At 71.3% G+C, this 21,078-nt stretch carries 12 protein-coding genes; 8 read left to right on the forward strand and 4 right to left on the reverse strand.

What is annotated here, in order from left to right:
- The first annotated feature begins 26 nt into the window (after nt 1-26).
- From ACFVY3_RS07875 to sufU, 6 genes are all read left to right on the forward strand, one after another.
- On the forward strand, nt 27-2,759 hold the full coding sequence (locus tag ACFVY3_RS07875; protein ID WP_400159327.1) for a LuxR C-terminal-related transcriptional regulator: 2,733 nt from the start codon (nt 27-29) through the stop codon (nt 2,757-2,759).
- Entirely contained in the window at nt 2,746-5,466 is a 2,721-nt protein-coding gene (locus tag ACFVY3_RS07880) for a LuxR C-terminal-related transcriptional regulator (RefSeq protein WP_400159328.1), read from the forward strand. The genes ACFVY3_RS07875 and ACFVY3_RS07880 overlap by 14 nt, the downstream gene beginning before the upstream one ends.
- Nucleotides 5,467-5,757: 291 nt before the next feature.
- Complete coding sequence (locus ACFVY3_RS07885; protein WP_400159329.1) at nt 5,758-8,496, forward strand: LuxR C-terminal-related transcriptional regulator; 2,739 nt, start codon at nt 5,758-5,760, stop codon at nt 8,494-8,496.
- A gap of 60 nt (nt 8,497-8,556) precedes the next feature.
- The gene (locus ACFVY3_RS07890) at nt 8,557-11,265 is read left to right on the forward strand and encodes a LuxR C-terminal-related transcriptional regulator (RefSeq protein ID WP_400159330.1); all 2,709 of its coding nucleotides are present in this window, start codon (nt 8,557-8,559) and stop codon (nt 11,263-11,265) included.
- Between the two features lie 630 nt (nt 11,266-11,895).
- Nucleotides 11,896-13,203, forward strand: a complete 1,308-nt coding sequence (locus tag ACFVY3_RS07895) for a SufS family cysteine desulfurase (protein ID WP_400159331.1) — start codon at nt 11,896-11,898, stop codon at nt 13,201-13,203.
- Between the two features lie 9 nt (nt 13,204-13,212).
- Nucleotides 13,213-13,680 carry a Fe-S cluster assembly sulfur transfer protein SufU gene (gene sufU, locus ACFVY3_RS07900; protein ID WP_364136901.1) on the forward strand — a complete coding sequence of 156 codons (468 nt, stop codon included), beginning with the start codon at nt 13,213-13,215 and terminating at the stop codon, nt 13,678-13,680.
- On the opposite strand, the gene ACFVY3_RS07905 is transcribed toward sufU, so the two are convergent.
- The 4 genes from ACFVY3_RS07905 to ACFVY3_RS07920 all read right to left on the reverse strand — a co-directional run bounded on the left by ACFVY3_RS07905 (nt 13,677) and on the right by ACFVY3_RS07920 (nt 16,272).
- The gene (locus tag ACFVY3_RS07905) at nt 13,677-13,808 is read right to left on the reverse strand and encodes a hypothetical protein (protein ID WP_290258503.1); all 132 of its coding nucleotides are present in this window, start codon (nt 13,806-13,808) and stop codon (nt 13,677-13,679) included. The two genes, sufU and ACFVY3_RS07905, sit on opposite strands and share 4 nt — an antisense overlap.
- Nucleotides 13,809-13,945: 137 nt before the next feature.
- Nucleotides 13,946-14,164 (reverse strand): SCO4848 family membrane protein, encoded by a 219-nt coding sequence (locus ACFVY3_RS07910; RefSeq protein ID WP_400159332.1) that lies wholly within the window; start codon nt 14,162-14,164, stop codon nt 13,946-13,948.
- 3 nt (nt 14,165-14,167) lie between these two features.
- Entirely contained in the window at nt 14,168-14,665 is a 498-nt protein-coding gene (locus ACFVY3_RS07915; RefSeq protein WP_290258501.1) for a DUF2505 domain-containing protein, read from the reverse strand.
- A gap of 47 nt (nt 14,666-14,712) precedes the next feature.
- On the reverse strand, nt 14,713-16,272 hold the full coding sequence (locus ACFVY3_RS07920; RefSeq protein WP_400159333.1) for an SDR family oxidoreductase: 1,560 nt from the start codon (nt 16,270-16,272) through the stop codon (nt 14,713-14,715).
- 242 nt (nt 16,273-16,514) lie between these two features.
- Here ACFVY3_RS07920 and mfd point away from each other — a divergent pair, with 242 nt between their 5' ends.
- Nucleotides 16,515-20,150, forward strand: a complete 3,636-nt coding sequence (gene mfd / locus ACFVY3_RS07925) for a transcription-repair coupling factor (RefSeq protein ID WP_400159334.1) — start codon at nt 16,515-16,517, stop codon at nt 20,148-20,150.
- Between the two features lie 6 nt (nt 20,151-20,156).
- Nucleotides 20,157-20,981, forward strand: a complete 825-nt coding sequence (locus ACFVY3_RS07930) for a metal-dependent hydrolase (protein WP_377972377.1) — start codon at nt 20,157-20,159, stop codon at nt 20,979-20,981.
- The last annotated feature ends 97 nt before the right edge of the window (nt 20,982-21,078 follow it).

The raw sequence follows: 21,078 nt of genomic DNA on the forward strand, positions 1-21,078 counted from the left end.
ATACGCTGAATTGGGGGGACGTCTCCGTGACGGTGCCTCCCGCTCCGGCCAGGGCCGGCGCAGCCAGCGGCGACGACCGGGGCGCGGCCGCGCCATCCGCCGGGCGCCATTCCTGGTCAGGCCTGGCACGCGGGGCCGACGCCGACCGAGTGGTCCGTGCCCTGACCGCCCCCGAGGGCATGGGGGTGGTGATCACCGGCGACCGCGGGGTGGGTAAGTCGCTCGTCGGGCGCAGCGCCATCGCCGCCTTCGGCGCGGACGTCTACACCCTCCAGCTCCGCAGCCCGGGCAACGGTACCGCCACCCCCTACGGCTGCCTGTCCTTCACCCTGGCCCGCCTCCCGCAGAGCTCTCTGGGTTCACCGACGGCCATCCTGCACGGGATCACCTCGTTAATCCGGGACGACGCCGCCGGCCGCAAATGCGTCATCCTGCTCGATAACGCCGGCGCCCTGGATGAGCAGAGCACCGGGGTGCTGCTGAACCTGCTGCAGACCGGCACCGCCCGCCTGGTCGCCACCGCGCAGCGCACCACCGACCTCCCGCCGGACTTCTACTGGCTCATCACCTCCGGTCAGCTGGCCGAGGTCAGGCTCTCCGCCATGACCGAACTGGAGACCCGGAAGGTGCTGCAGGCAGCCCTGGGGCACCGCGTATCGACTGCCCTGGCGAGCCAGCTGCACGAACTGGTCGGCGGCAGCCCCACGCTGCTGCAGGCCGTGGTCTCCGAACAGATCGAGCGCGGCAACCTGGTCCTCGCCGGCTCCGTGTGGACCTTGGTGGACGAGGTGGTCCTGGACGGCCGCACCGCCCTGGAGGACATCGTCCGGGCACGCTACGCCCGCGAATCCCCGGAGGCCCGCGAGGTCATCGAGGTGCTCTCCTGCGCCCGGAGCATGTCGCTGTCCCGCCTGGCCCGGATGTACGGCCCGTCCCTCATCGCGGACATGGAGGAGGCCGGCCAGATCGTCGTCGACCGCACCGACCGGCACTTCGTCACCCTCGGCGACCGCTATCTGGGGGACATCGTCCGGAACTGGCTCAGCGTGGAGCGCCGCCTGGAGCTGCGGGACAAGGTCCCCGGTCACCGGGAAGAGGAGCTGGGCGAGCTCACCGTCCAGGACCTGCTGGCCTACGCCGCCTGGACCCTCGACTGCAACGCCGAACTCGCACCCGCTCACGCCCTGGCAGCGGCTCAGGCGGCCGTGCGGCTTTTCGACCCCAAATTCGCGCTGAAATGCGCCGGCAGCATCAGGTCCCGGGACCGCGAATGGCCCGAGGGCCAGCAGCAAAAAGCCGCCGCCTACCTCCAGCTGGGCCTGCCGCTGCAGGCAATGTCCGCCTTAGACGACATCTCCGAGGCCCAGCTGATGGCGCTGCCTCCGCGGGCGTTCGCCAACTTCATCGCGTCGAAGGCCGACTGCATGGCCTGGCTCGAGGACCGCTCCGGAAAGGTCCCGGAACTGCTCCGGCAGGCCCGGCTCCGGCTCCAGGAGTTCGGCCCCGACACCGAGGCCGACGGGCTGGCCTGCGCGGGCCTCTGCCTCGAGCTGTGCGAATTCAATTACCTGTCCTTCATCGGCGACTACGCGCCCATGATGCAGCGCCTCAGGGACGCCGCCGAGAACACCGCCGCGGATGCAGTCGACCCCGACTTCCGGCTCCGCGCCGCCATCATCCTGATGGAGGCGCTCGGCATGACCGGCCGGGAACTCGAGGCCCGGGCCGTGATGCGGGACATCGCCGGCCAGCTGGGTGAGCGGGCCAACGTTCCGCGGCTTAGGGAAAACTTCGCCTGGCGGTCCTTCAACGTCCTGCTCCTGGCCGGGCAGTGGCGCCAGAGCATCGACATGCTCAAGGACGCCAGCGGCCGGGCCGGGCACGGCCTGCACTCCGGCAGCGCCGCCACGGACCTCGCCGTCGGCCTCGCCTATGTCTACGCCGGCCGCGGCCACCTGGCCCTGGACCCGCTGCTGGCTGCGATAGCCCAGTTGGAGGTCCGGCCCAGCCTGCAGTCGCTGCGCCAGGCCTATGCCGCCGCGGCCTTCGCCTACGCCCAGATGGGCAACTCGGTCCAGGCCACCATCTACCTGGACCGGGCCCGTTCCGCCGACGGACTGGGCCGGTTCGTCGTCAGCAGCTCCGCGGACTTCTGCATGGACATGGCCTCCCGCTGGCTGGGGGACCCGGACGCCAAGGACCGGCTGGTCCGCGCGGCCGAACGCTACGACCGGGACGGCCTCTACACCCTGGCCGGCATCAGCATGCTGGGCGCCACCGTGAACGGCACGGTCAAGGACTTCCTGTTCATGGAGGAAATCGCCGGCCGGCGGCAGGGCCAGCTGGCCGAACTGTCCCGGGTGGTCGCCGTCGGGAGCCGGAAAAAAGACGCCGAAAACATGCTCGACGCCGCCGCCCTGGCCGCCGCGCTGGAGCTCGACGCGGTCCAGGCCCGGTGCGCGGCGCTGGCGTTCGACTTCGCCCGGGGCGCCGGCCAGGCCAGCCTCGCCACCGCGGCGCACAGCATGCTGGAGTCCCTCACCGATTCGGTGCCGTCGCTGCCGGTGGTCCCCAGGAACAAGGGGCCGCTGCTGACCGACCGGGAACGGCAGATCGCGTCCCTGGCCGGAAACGGCGTCACCAATAAGGACATCGCCCAGGAAATCGGCATCTCCGTCCGCACCGTCGAAGGCCACCTGTACCAGGTCTTCACGAAGCTCGGGGTGTCCTCGCGGAGTGATCTGCTTGGACTCATCTAAGGCCACCACCGCCTCGCGGGAGACGCGGAGCGCGGGCCTGACCGGACGGGCCGAGGACCTGCGTGCCGCGGCCGAGGCCCTGCGGGGCGGCATGCACGTGGCCGTGTTGCTGGTGGGCGAGCACGGCATCGGCAAGTCCACCCTGATGGAGGCCGTCGCCACCGAACTTCGGGACGAGGTCACCGCCGTCCGCCTCCACGGCAGCCCGGCCCTGGGCAGCGTCCCCTACGGTGTCCTCGCGCCCTACATTGTGGAGCTTCCGGTGGAGGAAGCAACGTCGCAGCTGGCCGTGCTGCGGACCTTCTGGAGCCACCTGGAGGCCCAGCGGCGGGTCACCGGCCAGCCGCTGCTGCTGATTGTGGACGACGCCCATGACCTGGACGAGGCCACCGCGTCGGTGCTGGTGGAGCTCGCGGCCGCCGGCTGGGCGAAACTGCTGGTCAGCGCGGCCGTCCGTCCGGGACTGCCCACCCCGCTGCTGGAGCTCTGGTTCGAGGGCATCGCGGAACGGCACGACCTGCGCCCCCTGACTCTCGAACAGACGCAGGACTTCCTGGCCGAGAGGCTGGGCCCGCAGGTGCTGCCGAGTGCCGCGGAAATGCTCTGGCACGCTTCCGCCGGAAACCCGCTGCTGCTGACCTGCCTGATCGACGACGCCCGGAACGACGGCACGCTGAAGCAGCACAACGGCGTCTGGCTCCTCACCCGCGCCCTGAACAGCCACGGCGAGCGGCTCACCGACGTCGTGCGCCGGCAGCTGCTCCGCCTCTCCGCGGACGAGCGCACGGCCCTGAACCTCGTGGCACTCTCCGAGCCGGTGTCCCGGAAACTCATCGAGGCCATGGTGGACGAGGACACCGTCGCCGGACTGGTCGAACAGGAACTGCTCCGGGTGACCGACGCGGCCGAACCGGAGCTGCGGCTCTGGCACACCACCTACGGCGACACCCTGCGGAACCTCGTGTCCCCGGCCCGCAGCCTCCAGCTCCGGCAGGGCCTGCTCCGGCTGATGGACCGGGAACCGGCCAGCGCCGAAGGCCTGCTCCGCCAAGTGAGCTGGTCGCTGGAATGCGGCATGGAGGTCGACGACCGTCAGCTGCTGCGCGCCGCCGCGCTGGCCAGCGGACTCTTCGAGGACGAGCTTGCCCGCCGCGCTGCCGGCCAGGTCAAGGACCCGGACCTGCGCATGGCGGGACGGGCAATCGTGGCACGCACGTACTACAACACCGCCAACCACGCCGCCGCCCGGGACATCCTGGAGGCGGACTTCGGCCTGGGCAGCACCGTCACGAGCCTGCTCTCCGGCACGCTGCTGTGGGCGGCCGTCCTCACCGCCCTGGGTCACAAGCCGGCCGAGATCGTCCGGCGCTCGGAGGAGTTGCTGGCCGCGGGCGAGCGGCTCGCCGGGGAACGCCCGGCGGAGGCGGAGAGCATCCGGGCCGCCACCGCCGCGCGGGTCCGCTCCCTCCGTGCGCTGGCGCGGGCGCTGGCGGGGGAACGCGAGGACGACGGCGGTGCGGAGCCCGGCGAATCCTTCCCCGCCGCGGAGACCGGTGACGGGCTCCCGGACAACCACCTGGAGCGCGCCTTCGAGCTGGCCCTGGAGGCCGAGCAACTGCTGGTCCGGGGCAAAACCGAGGACGCCTACGCGGCCGCGACCCGGGGGATCGAGGCCGCCGGGAAGGCCGATGAGGAGGTCTCCTTCCTCACCGAGTTCCTCGCCGTCCGCGCGGCCACCCCGCTGGTGCACGGGGGAAACTGGAGCGGCGCGGAGGGAGTGCTTGGCGGCTTCTCGGCCAGTTACGGGGCCAGCCTGATTGCCTTTGGCGGCGGCGTCCACACGGCGGCAGGGATCATGCTGCTCTACCAGGGCCGTGCCGCCGAGGCGAAGAAGACCCTGCGGGTAGGCCTGGAGGCCCTGCGGATCGCGGATGCCCAGCAGCTTTTTGCTTTGACCGCGGCCATGGCTTTCGCCGCTGCAGCGGAGGTGGGGGCCAAGAGCAAGGCCGCGGGGCTGCTGGCGGACTACGAATCCGCCAGGCCTCCGGCCTCCCGCTACCTGCGCACGCTCGCCGCGATGGCGGTGGTCTACGGGAAAGCGAAACTGGAAGACCACCCGGATGCCCTCGGTGAGCTGCGGCGGCTGGGGGAGTCCGGGGGATCCGACGGCGCCGGACTCGAGTTCGAGTCGCTGGCCTGGCGGCTGGCCCTCGGCGACAAGAGCGTCGCGGCCCGGCTGCGGGAACTCGCGCCGGACCTGGACGGCCGGCGCCCGGCGGCGGTCTGCGCCTATGCGGCGGCGCTGGGCAACGGGGACGCCGGGGAACTGCTGGCGGCGGCCAAGGGCTGCGAGGAAGCCGAGCTGTGGGGGTTCGCGGCGCAGGCCTACGACGACGCCGCCGCCGCGTACCGCGAGGCGGGGGACACCCTGCGGGAACGGGTAGCGACCGCGCAGCGCCAACGCTGCCGCGACCGGGCGTCCAGCACCCCGGGCCAGGAGCCGGACGCCCAGGACGGTGCCCTGGCGCTGCTCACCCGGCGTGAACGGGACATCGTCGCCCGCGCCGTCCGCGGCCTCAGCGACCGCCAGATCGCCGCCGAACTGCAGGTCTCCGTCCGCACCGTGGAGGGCCACCTCTACCGCAGCTACGCCAAGCTGAATATCAAGGGCCGCGAGGACCTGCGCCGCCTCGCCGCCGACGACTGACCCGGAATCCGCTACAGTTTTGCGTGCGGCCCGCCACTGCCCGCAACTACCCGACCACGCACAGAACAGGCCGCCGGAGCCGCCTACGCCCGGATGCGTACCCGGTGACGCGGACCGGCGGGGGACTACTTGGTCCATCCCGGAGCCTCCGGCCGAGGAACTGAGTACACCCAAGTAAAGGCCTCCGAATACCTGTCTTCCAATCGGGTACTACCTACGGGTGTCATCGCCGGGGCTCATCCATACGGTGGAGCTATCACTGGCTATCCATTGATTGCGAAGGTCTCTCCCATGTTTCAGCATGACACCGGCGTGCCCGCCGGCAGCGGTAAAACAGATGTGATTCCACCCGCGCACCATGCCGCCGGCGGGCGGCCCGACAAACAGCAAACCCGCCAGCACATTATTGACGACGTCGTGGAAACCTTGACCTCCGGGTCCGGCTGCGGCGTCGTTTTGGTAGGCGAGCACGGCGCCGGCAAGTCCTTCATCGCCCAGCGCGCGCTGGAGCAGCTGGGGGAGGACTACCTGGTGGTCCAGGTCCGCGGCAGCTCGATCTCCTCGAAGCTGCCCTACGGGGCGCTCAGCGTGCTGCTTAACGACCTCGACTCCTCCCACCTCGAACACCCGCTCATGGTCCTGCGCGGCCTGACCCAGCTGCTGCACGCCAAGGCCCAGGGCCGCACCATCGCCCTGTTCGTGGACAACGCCCACGACCTGGACGACCTCTCCTGCATGATGGTCGCCCAGCTCAGCGCCGGCGGCCACGTCACCCTCCTGGCCGCCTGCGTGGACCTGCCGCATGTCGGCGGCGACATCATGGGCCTGTGGAAGGACGACCTCCTGCGCCGCGTGGACCTGGAGCCGTTCGACTTCGCCGAGACCTCGGCCACCCTCAACCAGGAGTACGGCGGCCACTTCTCGCACGCCGCGGCCCGCGCCCTCTGGACCGCCAGCGGCGGCAACGCACTCTTCCTGCACTCCCTGGCCCGCGAACAGATCAAGCTGGGCGCGATCGCCAAGCAGGACGGCACCTGGGTTCTCGGCCGCCGCCCGATCTCGCTCACCGGCGAGGTCCGGGACGTGGTCAAGGCACGCCTGAACCGGCTCAGCCCCGGCCAGCGGGACGTGTTCGAACTGCTGGCGCTCGCCGGTGCCGTGTCCCTGCAGACGCTCATGAGCATCTTCAACCCCCACGACATGGACACCCTGCAGGAACGCGGCCTCATCCAGGTCAGCCACGAGCACCCGCCGACCGTCCGGGTCTCCAACACCGTGACCGCAGCCATCGTCGGAAGCGTCGTCCCCCCGGGCCGCAGCGCCGAACTGCGCCGCCGCCTCACCGCCGTGCAGGAAACCGCCAATAGCCTCGAACCCGGCGGCCCCACCGGGGTGGCCTGGGCGCTGGATTGCGGCGAGCAGATCACCCCGGAGCTGGCCCTCGCGGCGGCCCGGCGCGCCAACGACTCCTCCGATCCCGCCGCCGCCCTGCGCTTCCTGCACGCGGTCGAGGAACTGGCGGAGATGCCCGCGGCCGTCATCGAAGCCGCCAGGGCCCACCTGGGCCTCGGCAACGACGAGGCCGCACGCCGGCTGCTGCACCCGCTGGTTGGCGGCCAGGGCCCCGACCTCACCGCCCCCGAGTGGGTGGGGGTCAACATCCTGCTAGCCGACCTGGAACACCGAGGCCCCGGGACGGCCCCCGCCGCCTCCGGACGGGTGCTGGACCTGCGACCGTCGCTCGCGGACCGGCCTGACGCCGAGACCGACGCCGGACACCGCGCGGCGGCGCAGCTTCGGCTGGCCGAGGCCCGGCTGGCAGTCCAGGAGGGCCGGTACACCGACGTGCTGGCCATGCGCGAGGACCTCGACGTCGCGGACCTCAGCACAGAATCCGGCGTCGTCGCCGGCGGCCTGCTCTGCGAGGCCATGGCGGTGACCGGCAACGTCCTGGGCGCCACCGGCCTGGCCAAGCAGGTCCTCTCCGCCGCGGCCACGGTCCCCATGACGGACCGGAACCTGCGCGAACTCCGCGGCCGGATGCTCCTGCTGATGCTGCTCTCCGCCCGGTTCAAGGAGGCCGGCGAGTTCCTGGCCCTCACCTCCGAGGTGCCGGACCCGCATTCACGCCTGGGCGGCATGTTCGAGATCGGTGAGGGACTCATCAGCCTGCACGCGGGCCGGCTCGAGGAGGCCCTGCACGGCCTCGAGGCCGGGCTCTGGCAGCTGCGGACCAACGACCGGGACCCCCTCACCGGGCTCGCGACGGCCGCCTGCGCCTACGCCAACGGACTGCACGGCAACGCCGACGAGGCCGCGGTCCAGCTGGCGGAACTCTCCGCCCTGGAACACCCGGCCCCGTGGCTCACCGCGCGGCTCACCCGCTACTTCGAGCTGGGGGCCACCGCGGAACTGGGCCAGCGGGCCGCCGCGATCCGCGCCCTGGCAGCCGAGGCGGACGCCGACTCCGAGGCGGGAGCCGTGGCCACCGCGCTGTTGTTCCAGTCCGCCGCCGCGCGGCTCGGCGACCGCCAGGCCAGCCAGAAGCTCGGCGGCCTGGCCGGCAGCGTCACGGGCCAGTTCGCAATGCTCTGCCTGCGCCTGGCCAACGGCGTCAAGGACGCCGCCAGCGAGGCCCTGCTGACCGTGGCCAAGGATGCCGACGCCGCGGGAGACGCCGTCTTCGCCCGGGACGTGGCGCGCAAGGCCGTCACCTGCGCCAACGACGCCGGCAACCGGATCGCCCTGCGGGTCGCCCAGCGCACCGAGCACATGCTGGACGAACGCTTCGGCGGACCCCGCAACGGCGTCCAGGCCCTGACCTCGTCCATCCTCACGGCACGCGAGTGCGAGGTCGCGGTCCGGGCCGCGGCCGGGACGTCGAACCGCAAGATCGCCGAACAGATGCAGGTCTCGGTCCGGACCGTGGAAGGCCACCTCTACCAGGTGTACGCCAAGCTCCATCTGGCGAGCCGGTCCGAACTTAAAGATGCCATCGCCGGAACCACCGGCAACGCCCGCATCGGCTAGCGGGGCGCCACAGCTCATCGGGCCCGGCGGCCGCCAGCCGCCAGCGGGGAAAGGACCTGGGTGGAAAGCCTCACGGACCAGATGGCACTCATCGGCAGGTCCGGTGTAGTCCGGGACGCCGTGGCGTGCCTGCGGGACGAGGAACGCTCCGGGGCGCTCATCGTCGGCGTCGCCGGGTCCGGGAAAACCGCCGTCGTGCGCGAGATCCTGCGTGACCTTCCCGGCCGCGGCGCGGTGATCCGGCTCGCCCCGACGGCGATGCTCTCCGCCGTGCCGTTCGGCGCCCTCGGCCCCGTCCTGACCGACCTTCCGGTGCACGATCTCGATTCTTCGGCCGCCGTCGCGCGGGCCTTCACCAAGCGCCTGAAGCACAGCCCCGCCCCACCCCTCTTCGTCATCGATGACGCCCAGGACCTGGACGCCGGGACGGTCCGGCTGATCGCCCAGGCCGTGGCGACCGGGGCCGCCCGGCTGCTGGCCGCCTGCCGGACCGGCCCGTCCACGCCGGAGGAATTCCTGGCCCTCTGGGACGACGGCTTGATCGCCAAGTACGACCTCGCCCCGCTCACCCGCTCCGAGGTGCACCAGTTCTGCGAGCAGGCGCTGCGGGCGGACGTCTCGCCCTGGCTGAGTGAACTCTTCGGCACCGTCACCGCCGGGTTGCCGGCCATGCTTATGTCCCTGCTCCGGTATGCCCAAAAGACCGGCTCCATCGGGCTGCGGCGGGGCACCTGGATCCTCTTGGCGCCCCCGGATCTGGCCCGGGTACCGGCCGCGGACCTGGTGGACCACCGGGTGCGGTCCCTGCCCGCCGAGGAACAGACCGTGGCCGCGATCGTCTCCCTCGCCGGACCCCTCTCGCTCGGCGAGATCCTGCGCTTCAGCAACCCCAAGACCGTCGACGCGCTCGAAATGGCCGGGATCATTGCCGTCTCCAGGGACCAGGAGCGGCTGGTCCGGCCGGCCAGCCCCATGGTGGGCGAGATCGTCCGCGGCAGGGTCCCCGCCGGACGGAGCGCCGGGCTGCGGGCCAGCCTGCTGCAACTGCCGGGCTTCAGCGACGGCCACCCCGAGGCCTACCTCAACCGGTTCCGCTGGGCGCTTGACGCCGGCGCCGAGCTCGCCCCCGCCGAGCTGGTGTACGGCGCCGCACGGGCGAACGCCGCCCTCGACGCCGTCACCGCGCTCCGTGCCGCCACCGCCGCCGCCGGGGGTGACCGCGCGCCGGAGGCAAAGATCCAGCTGGCCTACGCGCAGTACCTCCTGGGCCGGACGGAGGCCGCCGCCGGGCAGCTGAGGTCCGCGCGGGCCGTTCCCTACGGCCGACCCTCCTACCTGGCGGCCCTCCTGACAGCGCGGCTGGGAAATGCTGCCCCGGAGACCGGCCCGGCAGGCCCGGCAGGCGACGACGACGTCGCAAGGGAGAAGGACACCGCCGGGGACCGGGACACCGCGGCGGAGTGGTCCGGTTCCGAGGCGCCCGGTCTCGCCGCACGGTTGCTGCTGGGCCAGGACGACGAGCCCGCGGGGGAGCTGCAGCGCCGCTGGGCAGCCCTGGCCAACCTCCCCGGCGTGGCGGAGGAGCTGGGCGTCCCCGCGGCATTCCGGGTGGCGGAGCTGCAGTCGGTGCGGGGGCAGGTGGTGACCGGGCTCGGGACGGACCGGCAGGCATGGCCGCAGGCGGGCCCGGCGACGGCCGCGTTGCCGCTGGTGCGTGAGGACCTGCTCGCCCGGCACTGCCTGAACCTGGTCCGGGCGGGGGAGTGGGACGAACTCGCCGCCGCCGTGGACGGCTACGCCGCGGCCCTGCCCTTCCGACTGCTCTACAGCGGCGGGCTGCTGCACCTGGTGCGCGGCTTCTCCCGCCTGCGCCAGGGCCGGTTCCCGGAGAGCCTGGCCGAACTGCTGATCGGCGTCGAGGAGCTGACCGTCGCCGACCCGTGGCGGCTGCGTCCGCTGGCCCACGCGCTCGCGGCCTACGCCGCCTTCGTCGTCGGCCGGAACGACGACGCCGCCGCCAATGCGCGTGCCTACCGTGCGGAACCGCTGGGCGGGCCGGCCCCGCTGCGGTTGCTCGCCGATGCCTACTGCACCGCCGCGGACGACGGCGGTGCAGGCCCGGCCGCCCGGCAGCACCGGCTGGACCGGCTGGCGGACGGTGCCCGAGACCGTGGCCTGTTCGGTGTCGAGACGGAGATCCGGCGGCTGGCCGTGCGCGAAGGCGACCCGGCCGCCGCGGAGGCGCTGGCCCTCAGCAGCGCCGCGATCGAGGGGCCCGAGGGCTCCCTGCTGCGCGCCTTCGCCCGCGCCGTGGCCGACTCCGACACCACCGCGCTCAGTACCCTCAGCGACGAGGCGCTGGCCGCCGGCTACCTGCTCCTGGCCCTGGAAGCCGCCCAGCAGGCCGCCCGCTGTCTGGAAAACGATCCGCACAAGTGGAAGTTGACGGTGGTCCAGCGCAAGGTCCACCACCGCATGGTCGCGGCCGGGATGTCGGAGAGCATCAACATCGTCCATGGGGACCACCACGCGGACCTGACGGCCCGGGAAGCCGAAATCCTCAGGCTCGTCAGCCAGGGCGCCAGCAACGTCGAGATCGCCGCCGCCCTGACCCTCTCCACCCGCACGGTGGAGGGCCACCTGTACCGGGTCTTCGCCAAACTGGGCGTCAGCCGGCGCTCAGAACTCGTCGATGCAGAACCGGACTTCCTCACCCCGCCGGGACCCGGATTTGGGCCGGGGACGGGGCCACCGGGAGGTCCTGCGTAGTTCCCGGCCGACGCTCCGGCCGGCCGGGAGTACGCCTAAGTAGTTCGGCAGGGTAGCGGCGGAGGGAAGTCGGGTAAGTCCTACTCGTGTGGAGCACCGGCGGGATTTGATTAACTTGACTCAGTCAAGGGAACGGCCCGAAAGGACAACGCTCCACACACTTGGCTTTCGCTTCATCCGGCTTCCTTCGATGGAATCGTACGGTGCCCCCAACCGGCAGCCGTACCCCCTAGACGGAGCCGGCGGCGTCAGAGCCTTCTGAGACCGAGGCTCTCCCCCCAGCCGCCGCCGGCTCCCTTTACGGTCTCCCGCCAGGTCCATCCGGCGGCAGACGCAGGAATCAAACGCCCCGCCCGGGAACCCAAGGCCCGCCGGTGGGGCGTTTGGCTGCCCGGGACAGGGCGCTTGTCTGATCGGCACGTGGCCTTTGGCTGCCCGGAACGCGGGGGAGAAGCCCGGGAGCGCCCCGCGTTCCGGCGGTAAGTTTCGGCGGTAAGGGGGCCCTCCGTGGGGCATCCGGCCGGGCCGTGGAATAATTAGGCTAAATCTGTGTAACGTAATCGGCCGCCCACGCCGCGCTCACCCGCCGTCGGCAGCCGACGCAGCGACTGCCGATCAGGAGTTCCACCCATGGTTGCACCACCAGCCCACCTGCCCAGCCCGGCCCCGGCCCTGGGGAACGACGAGGTCCTGAGGATCCGCAACGACTTCCCGATCCTCAACCGGCCCGTGAACGGCCAGCCGCTGGTGTACCTGGACTCCGGGGCCACCTCGCAGAACCCCATTAGCGTCCTCGAGGCCGAGCAGGAGTTTTACGAGCAGCGCAACGCCGCCGTGCACCGGGGTGCCCATCACCTGGCCGTGGAGGCCACCGACGTCTTCGAGGACGCCCGGGAAACCGTCGCCGCGTTCATCGGCGCCGGGGACGACGAACTGATCTGGACCTCGAACGCCACCGAGGGCCTGAACCTGCTCAGCTACTCCTTCCTCAACGCCTCCCTGCCCGGCGCGCCCGCGGAGGCCGCCCGGTTCGCCCTCGGCGCCGGCGACCGGATCGTTGTCACCGAGATGGAGCACCACGCCAACCTCATCCCGTGGCAGCAGCTCGCCGCCCGGACCGGCGCCACCCTGCACTACATCCCCGTGGACGACTCCGGTGCCCTGGACCTGGAGGCAGCCGCCCGGCTGATCGGCCCCCGCACCCGGGTCCTGGCCTTCACCCATGCCTCCAACGTCCTCGGCACCATCAACCCCGTTATTGACCTGGTCGCGCTGGCCCGGGCCGTCGGCGCGCTGGTGGTCCTCGATGCCTGCCAGTCCGCCCCGCACCTGGAGCTCGACGTCAAGGCCCTGGACGTGGACTTCGCCGTCTTCTCCGGCCACAAGATGCTCGGACCCACCGGGATCGGCGGCCTCTACGGCCGCTCGGAGCTGCTCAACGCCATGCCCCCGTTCCTCACCGGCGGGTCCATGATCACCACGGTCACCATGGACCGTGCCGGCTTCCTGCCCAGCCCGCAGCGCTTCGAGGCCGGAACGCAGCGGATCTCCCAGGCGGTGGCGCTCGCGGCCGCGGCGAACTACCTGACCGAGACCGGCCTGGCCCGGATCCACGCCTGGGAAGCCACGCTCGGCCAGCGGCTCGTCGAGGGCCTCGAGGCTATCCCCGGCATCCGCGTCCTCGGCCCCGCCGCCGGCCGGGAACGGATCGGCCTGGCCGCGTTCGACGTCGCCGGCGTCCACGCCCACGACGTCGGGCAGTTCCTGGACAGCCGCGGCATCGCCGTGCGCGTGGGCCACCACTGCGCCCAGCCGCTGCACCGCCGCCTGGGCCTGACGGCGAGCACCCGCGCCAGCACCTACCTGTACAACACCACCGACGACGTCGACGCGTTCCTGGACGCGGTCGCCGGTGTCCGTCCCTACTTCAACGCCTGAGGACCGCCCGTGAGCCTTGACCAGCTGTACCAACAAATCATCCTCGAGCACGCCAAGGAACGGCACGGCAACGGCCTGGATGCGGGGGCGGAGTTCCCCGCGGGGGCCGCGTCCGGCCAGTCGCACCAGCTGAACCCGACCTGCGGCGACGAGATTACCGTGCGGGTGTCCGTGGCCGGCGGGAAGGTCAGCGACCTCCGCTGGGACGGTGAGGGGTGCTCGATCTCGATGGCGTCCGCCTCGGTCCTGACCGAGCTCGCCGAGGACCTGGACACGGCGGAATTGCAGCGCATCATCGACAGCTTCCGTGAGGTGCTGCGCTCCCGCGGCAAGGTGGCCGCGGATCCGGAGATCCTCGGCGACGCGGCCGCGTTCGAGGGTGTGTCCCGCTACGCCGCGCGGGTCAAGTGCGCCATGCTCTCCTGGGTTGCCGCCGAGGACGCCCTCACCCAGGCGCTGGGCCGGCAGGAGAGCTAGGGCACGTAGCTGGCGATGATGCCGAAGAGCAGCACCATCATGGCCAGCGCGGTGTACATCGACCAGTTCCGTCCGCCCGGCTTCCGGTGGCTGCCGTGCCAGACCCGTTCCATTCCATCCATGTCCATAGCACCATTGGACGGCGGGCCGGCGGCCGGAAACAGCGTGCGGTCCACGCAAAAAAAGACCCGGCCGCCGCTTACGTGAGCGGGTTACCTACTCACATTTCGCGACGGCCGGGTGGGGTCCGGAAGGGACCGCGGAATCAGAAGAGCCCGGCGATCCCGATCCCGGCCGTGGCCGCACCGAGCACCATCGAGATGCTGACCAGCACCACGTGCACGGTCAGGAACCGGGTGGCCTTGCCATTGGCGTCACGGGCCCGCGGATCGTTGCGCACGCGGCGCAGGAACTGCGGCCAGACCACCAGCGACCAGATGCCGGCGATGATCAGGACGACGGCGGCGAGGACGGGAAGCTGCATGGCCTAGTGGCTTTCGAGCCAGGCCTGCGCCTGGGTGGCCTGGATGTTCAGGGCCTTGCCCACCATCGGCTCGGCGGCGTCGGCGATCTTCCCGCCGAGGAACGGCACGGAGGAGGACACGGTGCCCTCCAACTCGATCCGGGTGCTGCCGCCCTCGGCCACGAGGCGCTGCACGGCGGTGACGTCCAGCGGGGCGCCGGCAACCTTGAGGGAGATGTTGCTTTCCCGCGAACCGTCGGCCGCCGGGGCGCCCCAGCTCTCAAGCTGGGTGACCTTCAGGCTCTCGCCGACGAACTTCCGGGCGATGTCCGGCATGCGGGTCGTGGGGATGGTGCGCACGGTGGTGGTGTTGAATGCGCCGGCCGTATCGCCATCGACGGCGAACGATTCCAGGGTGCCGCCGACCAGTTCACTGGTGTGGCGCAGGAAGTCCTCGTTGGCGAAGACTGCCGTGACACTCTCGACGGTGTGCGGAAGGGTGGTGGATGCGCTCAGGGCCATTAGGGTCCTCCAGGGGGTGGAAGGGGTCGTTTCGGGCTCCAAACATCTTACGCGTTAGGCCCGGCCGGTTCCGATTCGGTCTTCGGCGCCCGTTCCGGTTCCGGCACTGGTTTCGCCTCTGGTTCTGTCTCTGCGAGCCGTTGGGCCGCCGCCGCGATATTCCGCGACATGGCGGGGAAAATCAGACTGTGGAACGGCAGCACAGCCAGCCAGTAGAGCTTGCCGCTGAGCCCCTTGGGGAAAAAGATGGCCCGCTGCCGGTAGAGGCTGCCGTTGCCCTCCGGTTCCACCATGAGCTCCAGCCAGGCCCGGCCCGGGGCGCGCATCTCGGCACGGAGCCGGAGCAGCCGGCCGCGGTCGATCCGCTCCACCCGCCACCAGTCCACCACTTCGCCCTCGGCCAGCAGCCGCGGGTGGCGACGGCCGCGGGCCAGCCCGGCCCCGCCGGTCAGCTTATCCAGCCAGCCGCGGACGCTCCACGCCAGCGGCAGGGAGTACCAGCCGTTCTGCCCGCCGATGCCCTCGATGATGGTCCAGACGTGGTCCGGGGCCGCCGGGCTGGAGTAGCTGCGCTCATCCACGTAGACCCGGTGCCCGGCCCACTCCGGGTCGCTCGGCAACGGGTCGGCGTCGGCGCCCGCGTTCGCCCACGTGGTCTCCACCTGCCCGTCGCGTTCCCGGCCCAGGGCCAGGGCGACGGCGCGGCGGTAGGGGGTCAGGCCGCCGTCGGGCTGCGGGATGAAGTCGTCGATGTCGTGTTCGCGCGCCACGGCGTCGTGCTGAAGAGATTCCACCAGCGGCAGGGACATGGACAGCGGGATTGGCGTGGTCAGGGCCACCCACATGCCGGCCAGCTTCGGGGCCGGAACGGGCAGGGCCAGCACCATCCGGTAGGGCAGCCCGGCCTCCGCGGCGTACTCCTGCATCATCCCGGCGTAGGTGAGCACCTGCCGGGAGCCGATGTCGAAGGTGCGGTTGATCGGGCCCTCCAGCGAGGCCGCGCCGACCAGGTAGTAGAGCACGTCGCGGACGGCGATCGCCTCGATCTTGTTGCGCACCCAGCTGGGGGCCGGCATCAGCGGCAGCGTCTCGGACAGGTGCCGGATCATCTCAAAGGACGCGGAGCCGGAGCCGATCACCACGCCGGCCTGGAAGACGACGGCGTCCACGGGGCTGTCCAGGAAGATCTTGCCCACGGCCTCGCGGGAGCGCATGTGGGTGGAGAGTTCGGCGCCGGAGGGGTGCAGGCCGCCGAGGTAGACGATCCGGTCCACGCCGGCGGACTCGGCCGCCTCTGCGGTGAGCGCCGCCATCGCCTTTTCCTTGGCCTCGAAGCCGGAGCCGCCGGCCATCGAGTGGACCAGGTAGTAGAGGACGTCGACGCCGGCCAGGGCAGCCTTGAGTGCCCCGCCGTCGTCGAGGCTGCTCTGCACCACCTCCACCTGCTCCAGCCAGGGCACGCCCGCGATCTTCGCCGGCGTCCGGACCAGGACTTTGACCCTGTGCCCGGCCTCCAGCAGCCGGGGGACCAGCCGGCCGCCGATGTAGCCGGTGGCGCCGGTGACCAGGACGGTCTTGGGGTGCGGGGTAAGGGGGATGCCGGTCATTGCGGGTGGCTCCTTCTCGTTGCGGATATTAGCCATTCGGAGCGGCGGGCCCGCCGGACGTCCCCGCTGCCACGAAACAGGCGTGGATGGGGAGCCGGAAACGGGCCGGGCCCGTCCTGCCAGCTTAGCCCCCGGGTGCCCGGTCCGCTCCGGTGGCGGTAGGCTGGAATCACCCGGGATTCTTGCGAATTCCGGGTATTCGTGTTGCCTGCACGTCAGCGATCAGTTCAGGAGTTTCCGCCATGAGCCTTCCCGGCCCCTCACTTTCCGGCCTGCGGCGCGTCCTCGCCCGGGACTCAACCTTCGCCCGGGTGCAGGCCGAGGCATCCCGGCCGGTCTCCGCCCGGAGCGAGGGCTACCAGCTCAGCGCCCCGGCCGGGCTGCGCGCGGCCCTGCTCGCCGAGGTCTCGGACGGCCTGCTCGCGTCCGACACCGGCGGCACCGCTGCCCCCGTCGTGCTGGCCGTGACCGCCACCGGGCGTGAGGCGGAGGACCTGGTGCAGGCCCTGGACGCCTTCCTGCCCGCCGGCAGCATCGCCGAGTTCCCCAGCTGGGAGACCCTCCCGCACGAGCGGCTCTCCCCGCGCTCGGACACCGTCGGCCGCCGCCTCTCCGTGCTGCGCCGCCTGGCCCACCCGGAGGCCTCCGGCACGCCGCTGCGCGTCGTCGTCGCCCCCGTCCGCGCCGTCGTCCAGCCGATCGTGGCGGGGCTTGGCGAGCTGGTGCCCGTGACCCTGACGGTGGGTCAGGAGGCCCCGTTCGGTGAGGTGGTGAAGAACCTCGCGGCCGCCGCCTACGCCCGGGTGGACATGGTCACCCGGCGCGGCGAGTTCGCCGTCCGCGGCGGCATGCTGGACGTCTTCCCGCCCACCGAGGACCACCCCATCCGGGTGGAGTTCTTCGGCGACGAGGTCGAACAGATGCGCTGGTTCGCCGTCGCCGACCAGCGCTCGCTGACCGCCCCCGGAGTGCACCACCCCACCGAACTGCACGCCCCGCCGTGTCGCGAAATCCTGATCACCCCCTCCGTGATGTCCCGCGCCGCGACGCTGAAGTCCCAGCTGCCGGCCGCCGCGGACATGCTGGAGAAGATCGCCGGCGGCATTGCCGTCGAGGGCATGGAGTCCCTCGCCCCGGTGCTGGTGGATTCGATGGTTCCGTTCGTGGACCAGTTCCCGGCCGGTTCGATCGCCGTCGTGATCGAACCCGAGAAGGTCCGCACCCGCGCCCACGACCTCGCCGCTACTAACGAGGAATTCCTCGAGGCGGCCTGGTCCACGGCGTCCGACGGCGGGTCTGCACCGCTGGATTTGAGCGCCGCCGCGTCCGAGGCGCTGCACTCGGCCAGCTTCCGGTCCCTGGCCGAGACCCGCGCCACCGCGCTGGAGCACCAGGTGTCCTGGTGGTCGATCAGCTCCCTGGCCAGCGACGAGGAGCTGCTGCCGGACATCGACGTCGTGAACCTGCACGCCCGCGAACCGCGCGGCTACCAGGGCGACGTCGCCGAGATGATGGACTTCATCGGCTCGCACGTGCGCGACCAGTGGCGAATCGTGGTCGCCACCGAGGGCCCCGGCCCCGCCCAGCGCCTCGCCGAGCTGTTCCACGACAACGACATCCCCTGCGCCCGGGTCGAGACGCTCGAAGCGGAGCCGCAGCCGGGGTTGATCGAGGTCACCACCGCATGCGTGGGCCGCGGCTTCGTCCTGGACGGGCTCAAGACGGCGCTGCTGACCGAGGCGGACCTGCTGGGCCGCACGTCCGCCGGGTCCACCAAGGACATGCGGCGGATGCCCTCCAAGCGGCGCAACGCCGTCGACCCGCTGCAGCTGCTCGCCGGGGACTTCGTGGTGCACGAACAGCACGGCATCGGACGGTTCGTCGAGCTGATCCAGCGCAAGGTGGCCGGTGGAGGCGACGGTGTGCGCGAGTACCTGGTGCTTGAGTACGCCCCGTCCAAGCGCGGCGCCCCCGGCGACCGGCTCTTCGTCCCCACCGACCAGCTGGACCAGGTCACCCGCTATGTCGGCGGCGACACCCCGGTGTTGAGCAAGATGGGCGGCTCCGACTGGGCCAGCACCAAGTCCAAGGCCCGCAAGGCGGTCAAGGAGATCGCCGGCGAGCTGATCCGGCTCTACTCGGCCCGGATGGCCTCCCGCGGCCACGCCTTCGGCCCGGACACGCCCTGGCAGCGCGAGCTGGAGGAGGCTTTCCCCTATGTGGAGACCCCGGACCAGCTGACCACCATCAACGAGGTCAAGGCGGACATGGAACGGGAGATCCCGATGGACCGCCTGGTCTCCGGCGACGTCGGCTACGGCAAGACCGAGATCGCCGTCCGGGCCGCGTTCAAGGCCGTCCAGGACGGCAAGCAGGTGGCCGTGCTGGTGCCCACTACCCTGCTCGCCCAGCAGCACTACGAGACCTTCACCGAGCGGTTCTCCGGGTTCCCGCTGCGGGTCCGGCCCCTGTCCCGCTTCCAGGCCGCCAAGGAGGCCAAGGAGACGGCCGAAGGCGTCAAGACCGGCGCGGTCGACGTCGTCATCGGCACCCACCGGCTGCTGTCCAAGGACTTCGAGTTCAAGGACCTGGGCCTGGTGATCGTGGACGAGGAGCAGCGCTTCGGCGTCGAACACAAGGAGGCGCTGAAGAAGATGCGCACCAACGTGGACGTCCTGGCCATGAGCGCGACGCCGATCCCGCGCACCCTGGAGATGTCGCTGACCGGCATCCGCGAGACCTCCACCCTGGCCACCCCGCCGGAGGAGCGGCACCCGGTGCTGACCTACGTGGGCCCGTACACGGACAAGCAGACCTCCGCCGCGATCCGCCGCGAGCTGATGCGCGAGGGGCAGGTCTTCTTCGTCCACAACCGGGTCTCCACGATCGAGCGCACCGCCGCGAAGATCCGCGAACTCGTGCCCGAGGCGCGCGTGGAGGTGGCGCACGGCAAGATGTCCGAGAGCCGGCTGGAACAGATCATCGTGGACTTCTGGGAGAAGCGCTTCGACGTCCTGGTCTGCACCACCATCATCGAGACCGGCCTGGACATCTCCAACGCCAACACCCTGATCGTCGACGGCGCGGACAAGTACGGGCTCTCGCAGCTGCACCAGCTGCGCGGGCGGGTGGGCCGCGGCCGGGAACGCGCCTACGCCTACTTCCTCTACCCCTCGGAGAAGCCGCTGGGCGAGGTGGCGCTGGAGCGGCTCAAGGCCGTGGCCACCCACAATGAGCTTGGCGCCGGTATGCAGCTGGCCATGAAGGACCTCGAGATCCGCGGCGCCGGCAACCTGCTCGGCGGAGAACAGTCCGGCCACATCCAGGGCGTCGGCTTCGACCTCTACATCCGGCTGGTCGGCGAGGCCGTGGCGGATTACCGCGGCGAGGCCGAGGAGAAGGCCGCCGAAATGAAGATCGAGCTGCCGGTCAATGCGCACCTGCCGCACGACTACGTTCCCGGCGAACGGCTCCGCCTGGAGGCGTACCGGAAGCTGGCCTCGGCGCTCACCAACGAGGCGATCGAGGAGGTCGAGGCCGAGCTGGTGGACCGCTACGGGGAGCTGCCGCTGCCCGCCCAGAACCTCGTGGCCGTGGCTCGTTTCCGGGTTGGGGCGCGCGAGGCGGGCCTCACCGACGTCGCCCTGCAGGGGAACTTCATCAAGTTCTCGCCCGCCCAGCTGCCCGAGTCCAAGCAGATGCGGCTGGCCCGCATGTACCCGGGCTCGCAGACCAAGCCGGCCCTGGACGCGGTACTGATTCCCAAGCCCAAGACCGCCCGGATCGGCGGCCGCGACCTGCAGGACGCCGAGATCCTGGCCTGGGCCAACAGCGTGATCGAGGCGATCTTCACCGACGCCCCGCCCGCCGCGGGCTAGGCCGTGATGGGAGGACACCACGCCGCGTCAGGTGCCGCGGCGTGGGTGGCTATTGCCTCGACCGGGCCGTACACGCTCGGCTGGTACCCGTTGGATCCCGCCGGGATCGTCATCGGCGGGATGGCGACCGCGGGGACGGCGCTGATCTGCGACTGGGACCACCGCTCGTCCACGGTGGCGCACGCGCTGCCGCCGCTGTCGAACCTGATCGCCGTCGGGATCGAGAACGCCTCCGGCGGCCACCGCCAGGGCACCCACTCGGTGCTGGGGGCGGCGTTCTTCGTGCTGCTGGCCGCGCTGGCCGGGAAGATCCAGCTGCAGACCGACTGGGGCCTGCTCTCGGTGGGCGCCGGGCTGCTGTGCATGTTCCTAATCAACATCGCCGCGAAGGCGCTCAAGCTCTTCCCCAAGTATGGGGTGGTCAGCAACTGGATCTTCGCGCTCACCATGGCCGGGCTGGTGACCTGGTTCGCCCCGCATCAGTGGTCCTGGCTGCCGGTGTCGATGCTGACCGGCGTGCTGGTGCACATCCTCGGGGACATGATCACCACCGGGGGAGTGCCGCTGCTGTGGCCAATCGTGGTCAAACCGCCGAAGTTCCTGCGGAGGCTGCCGCTGGTCAAGGACGTCTGGAAAGCCAACGGGGCGTTCTCCATCCCGCTCCTGGGCCGTGCCGGTTCGCGGCGCGAGTGGCTGGTGCTGATCCCGGTCGGCGCCTACGCCATGGTGGGGATGTGCGTCGCCGCCGTCGACGTCGCCCGTGGCCACTTCCCGGCGGCCGTCGCCTTCGGCTCCGCCGTCGTCGGCCGTCTGCTCGGCACGGGAAGCTAGCCGCAACCTGCCCGTCGGCGTGGCACATTTCCGCTGCGGTTCGGGTCCGGGGTGCGCGGGTCCGAATCCGCCGCGCCCTTCTGGAACCGGCCATTAA

Origin of the sequence: Arthrobacter sp. BPSS-3, assembly GCF_044628475.1 — a bacterium.
In the GTDB taxonomy this organism is placed as follows: domain Bacteria; phylum Actinomycetota; class Actinomycetes; order Actinomycetales; family Micrococcaceae; genus Arthrobacter.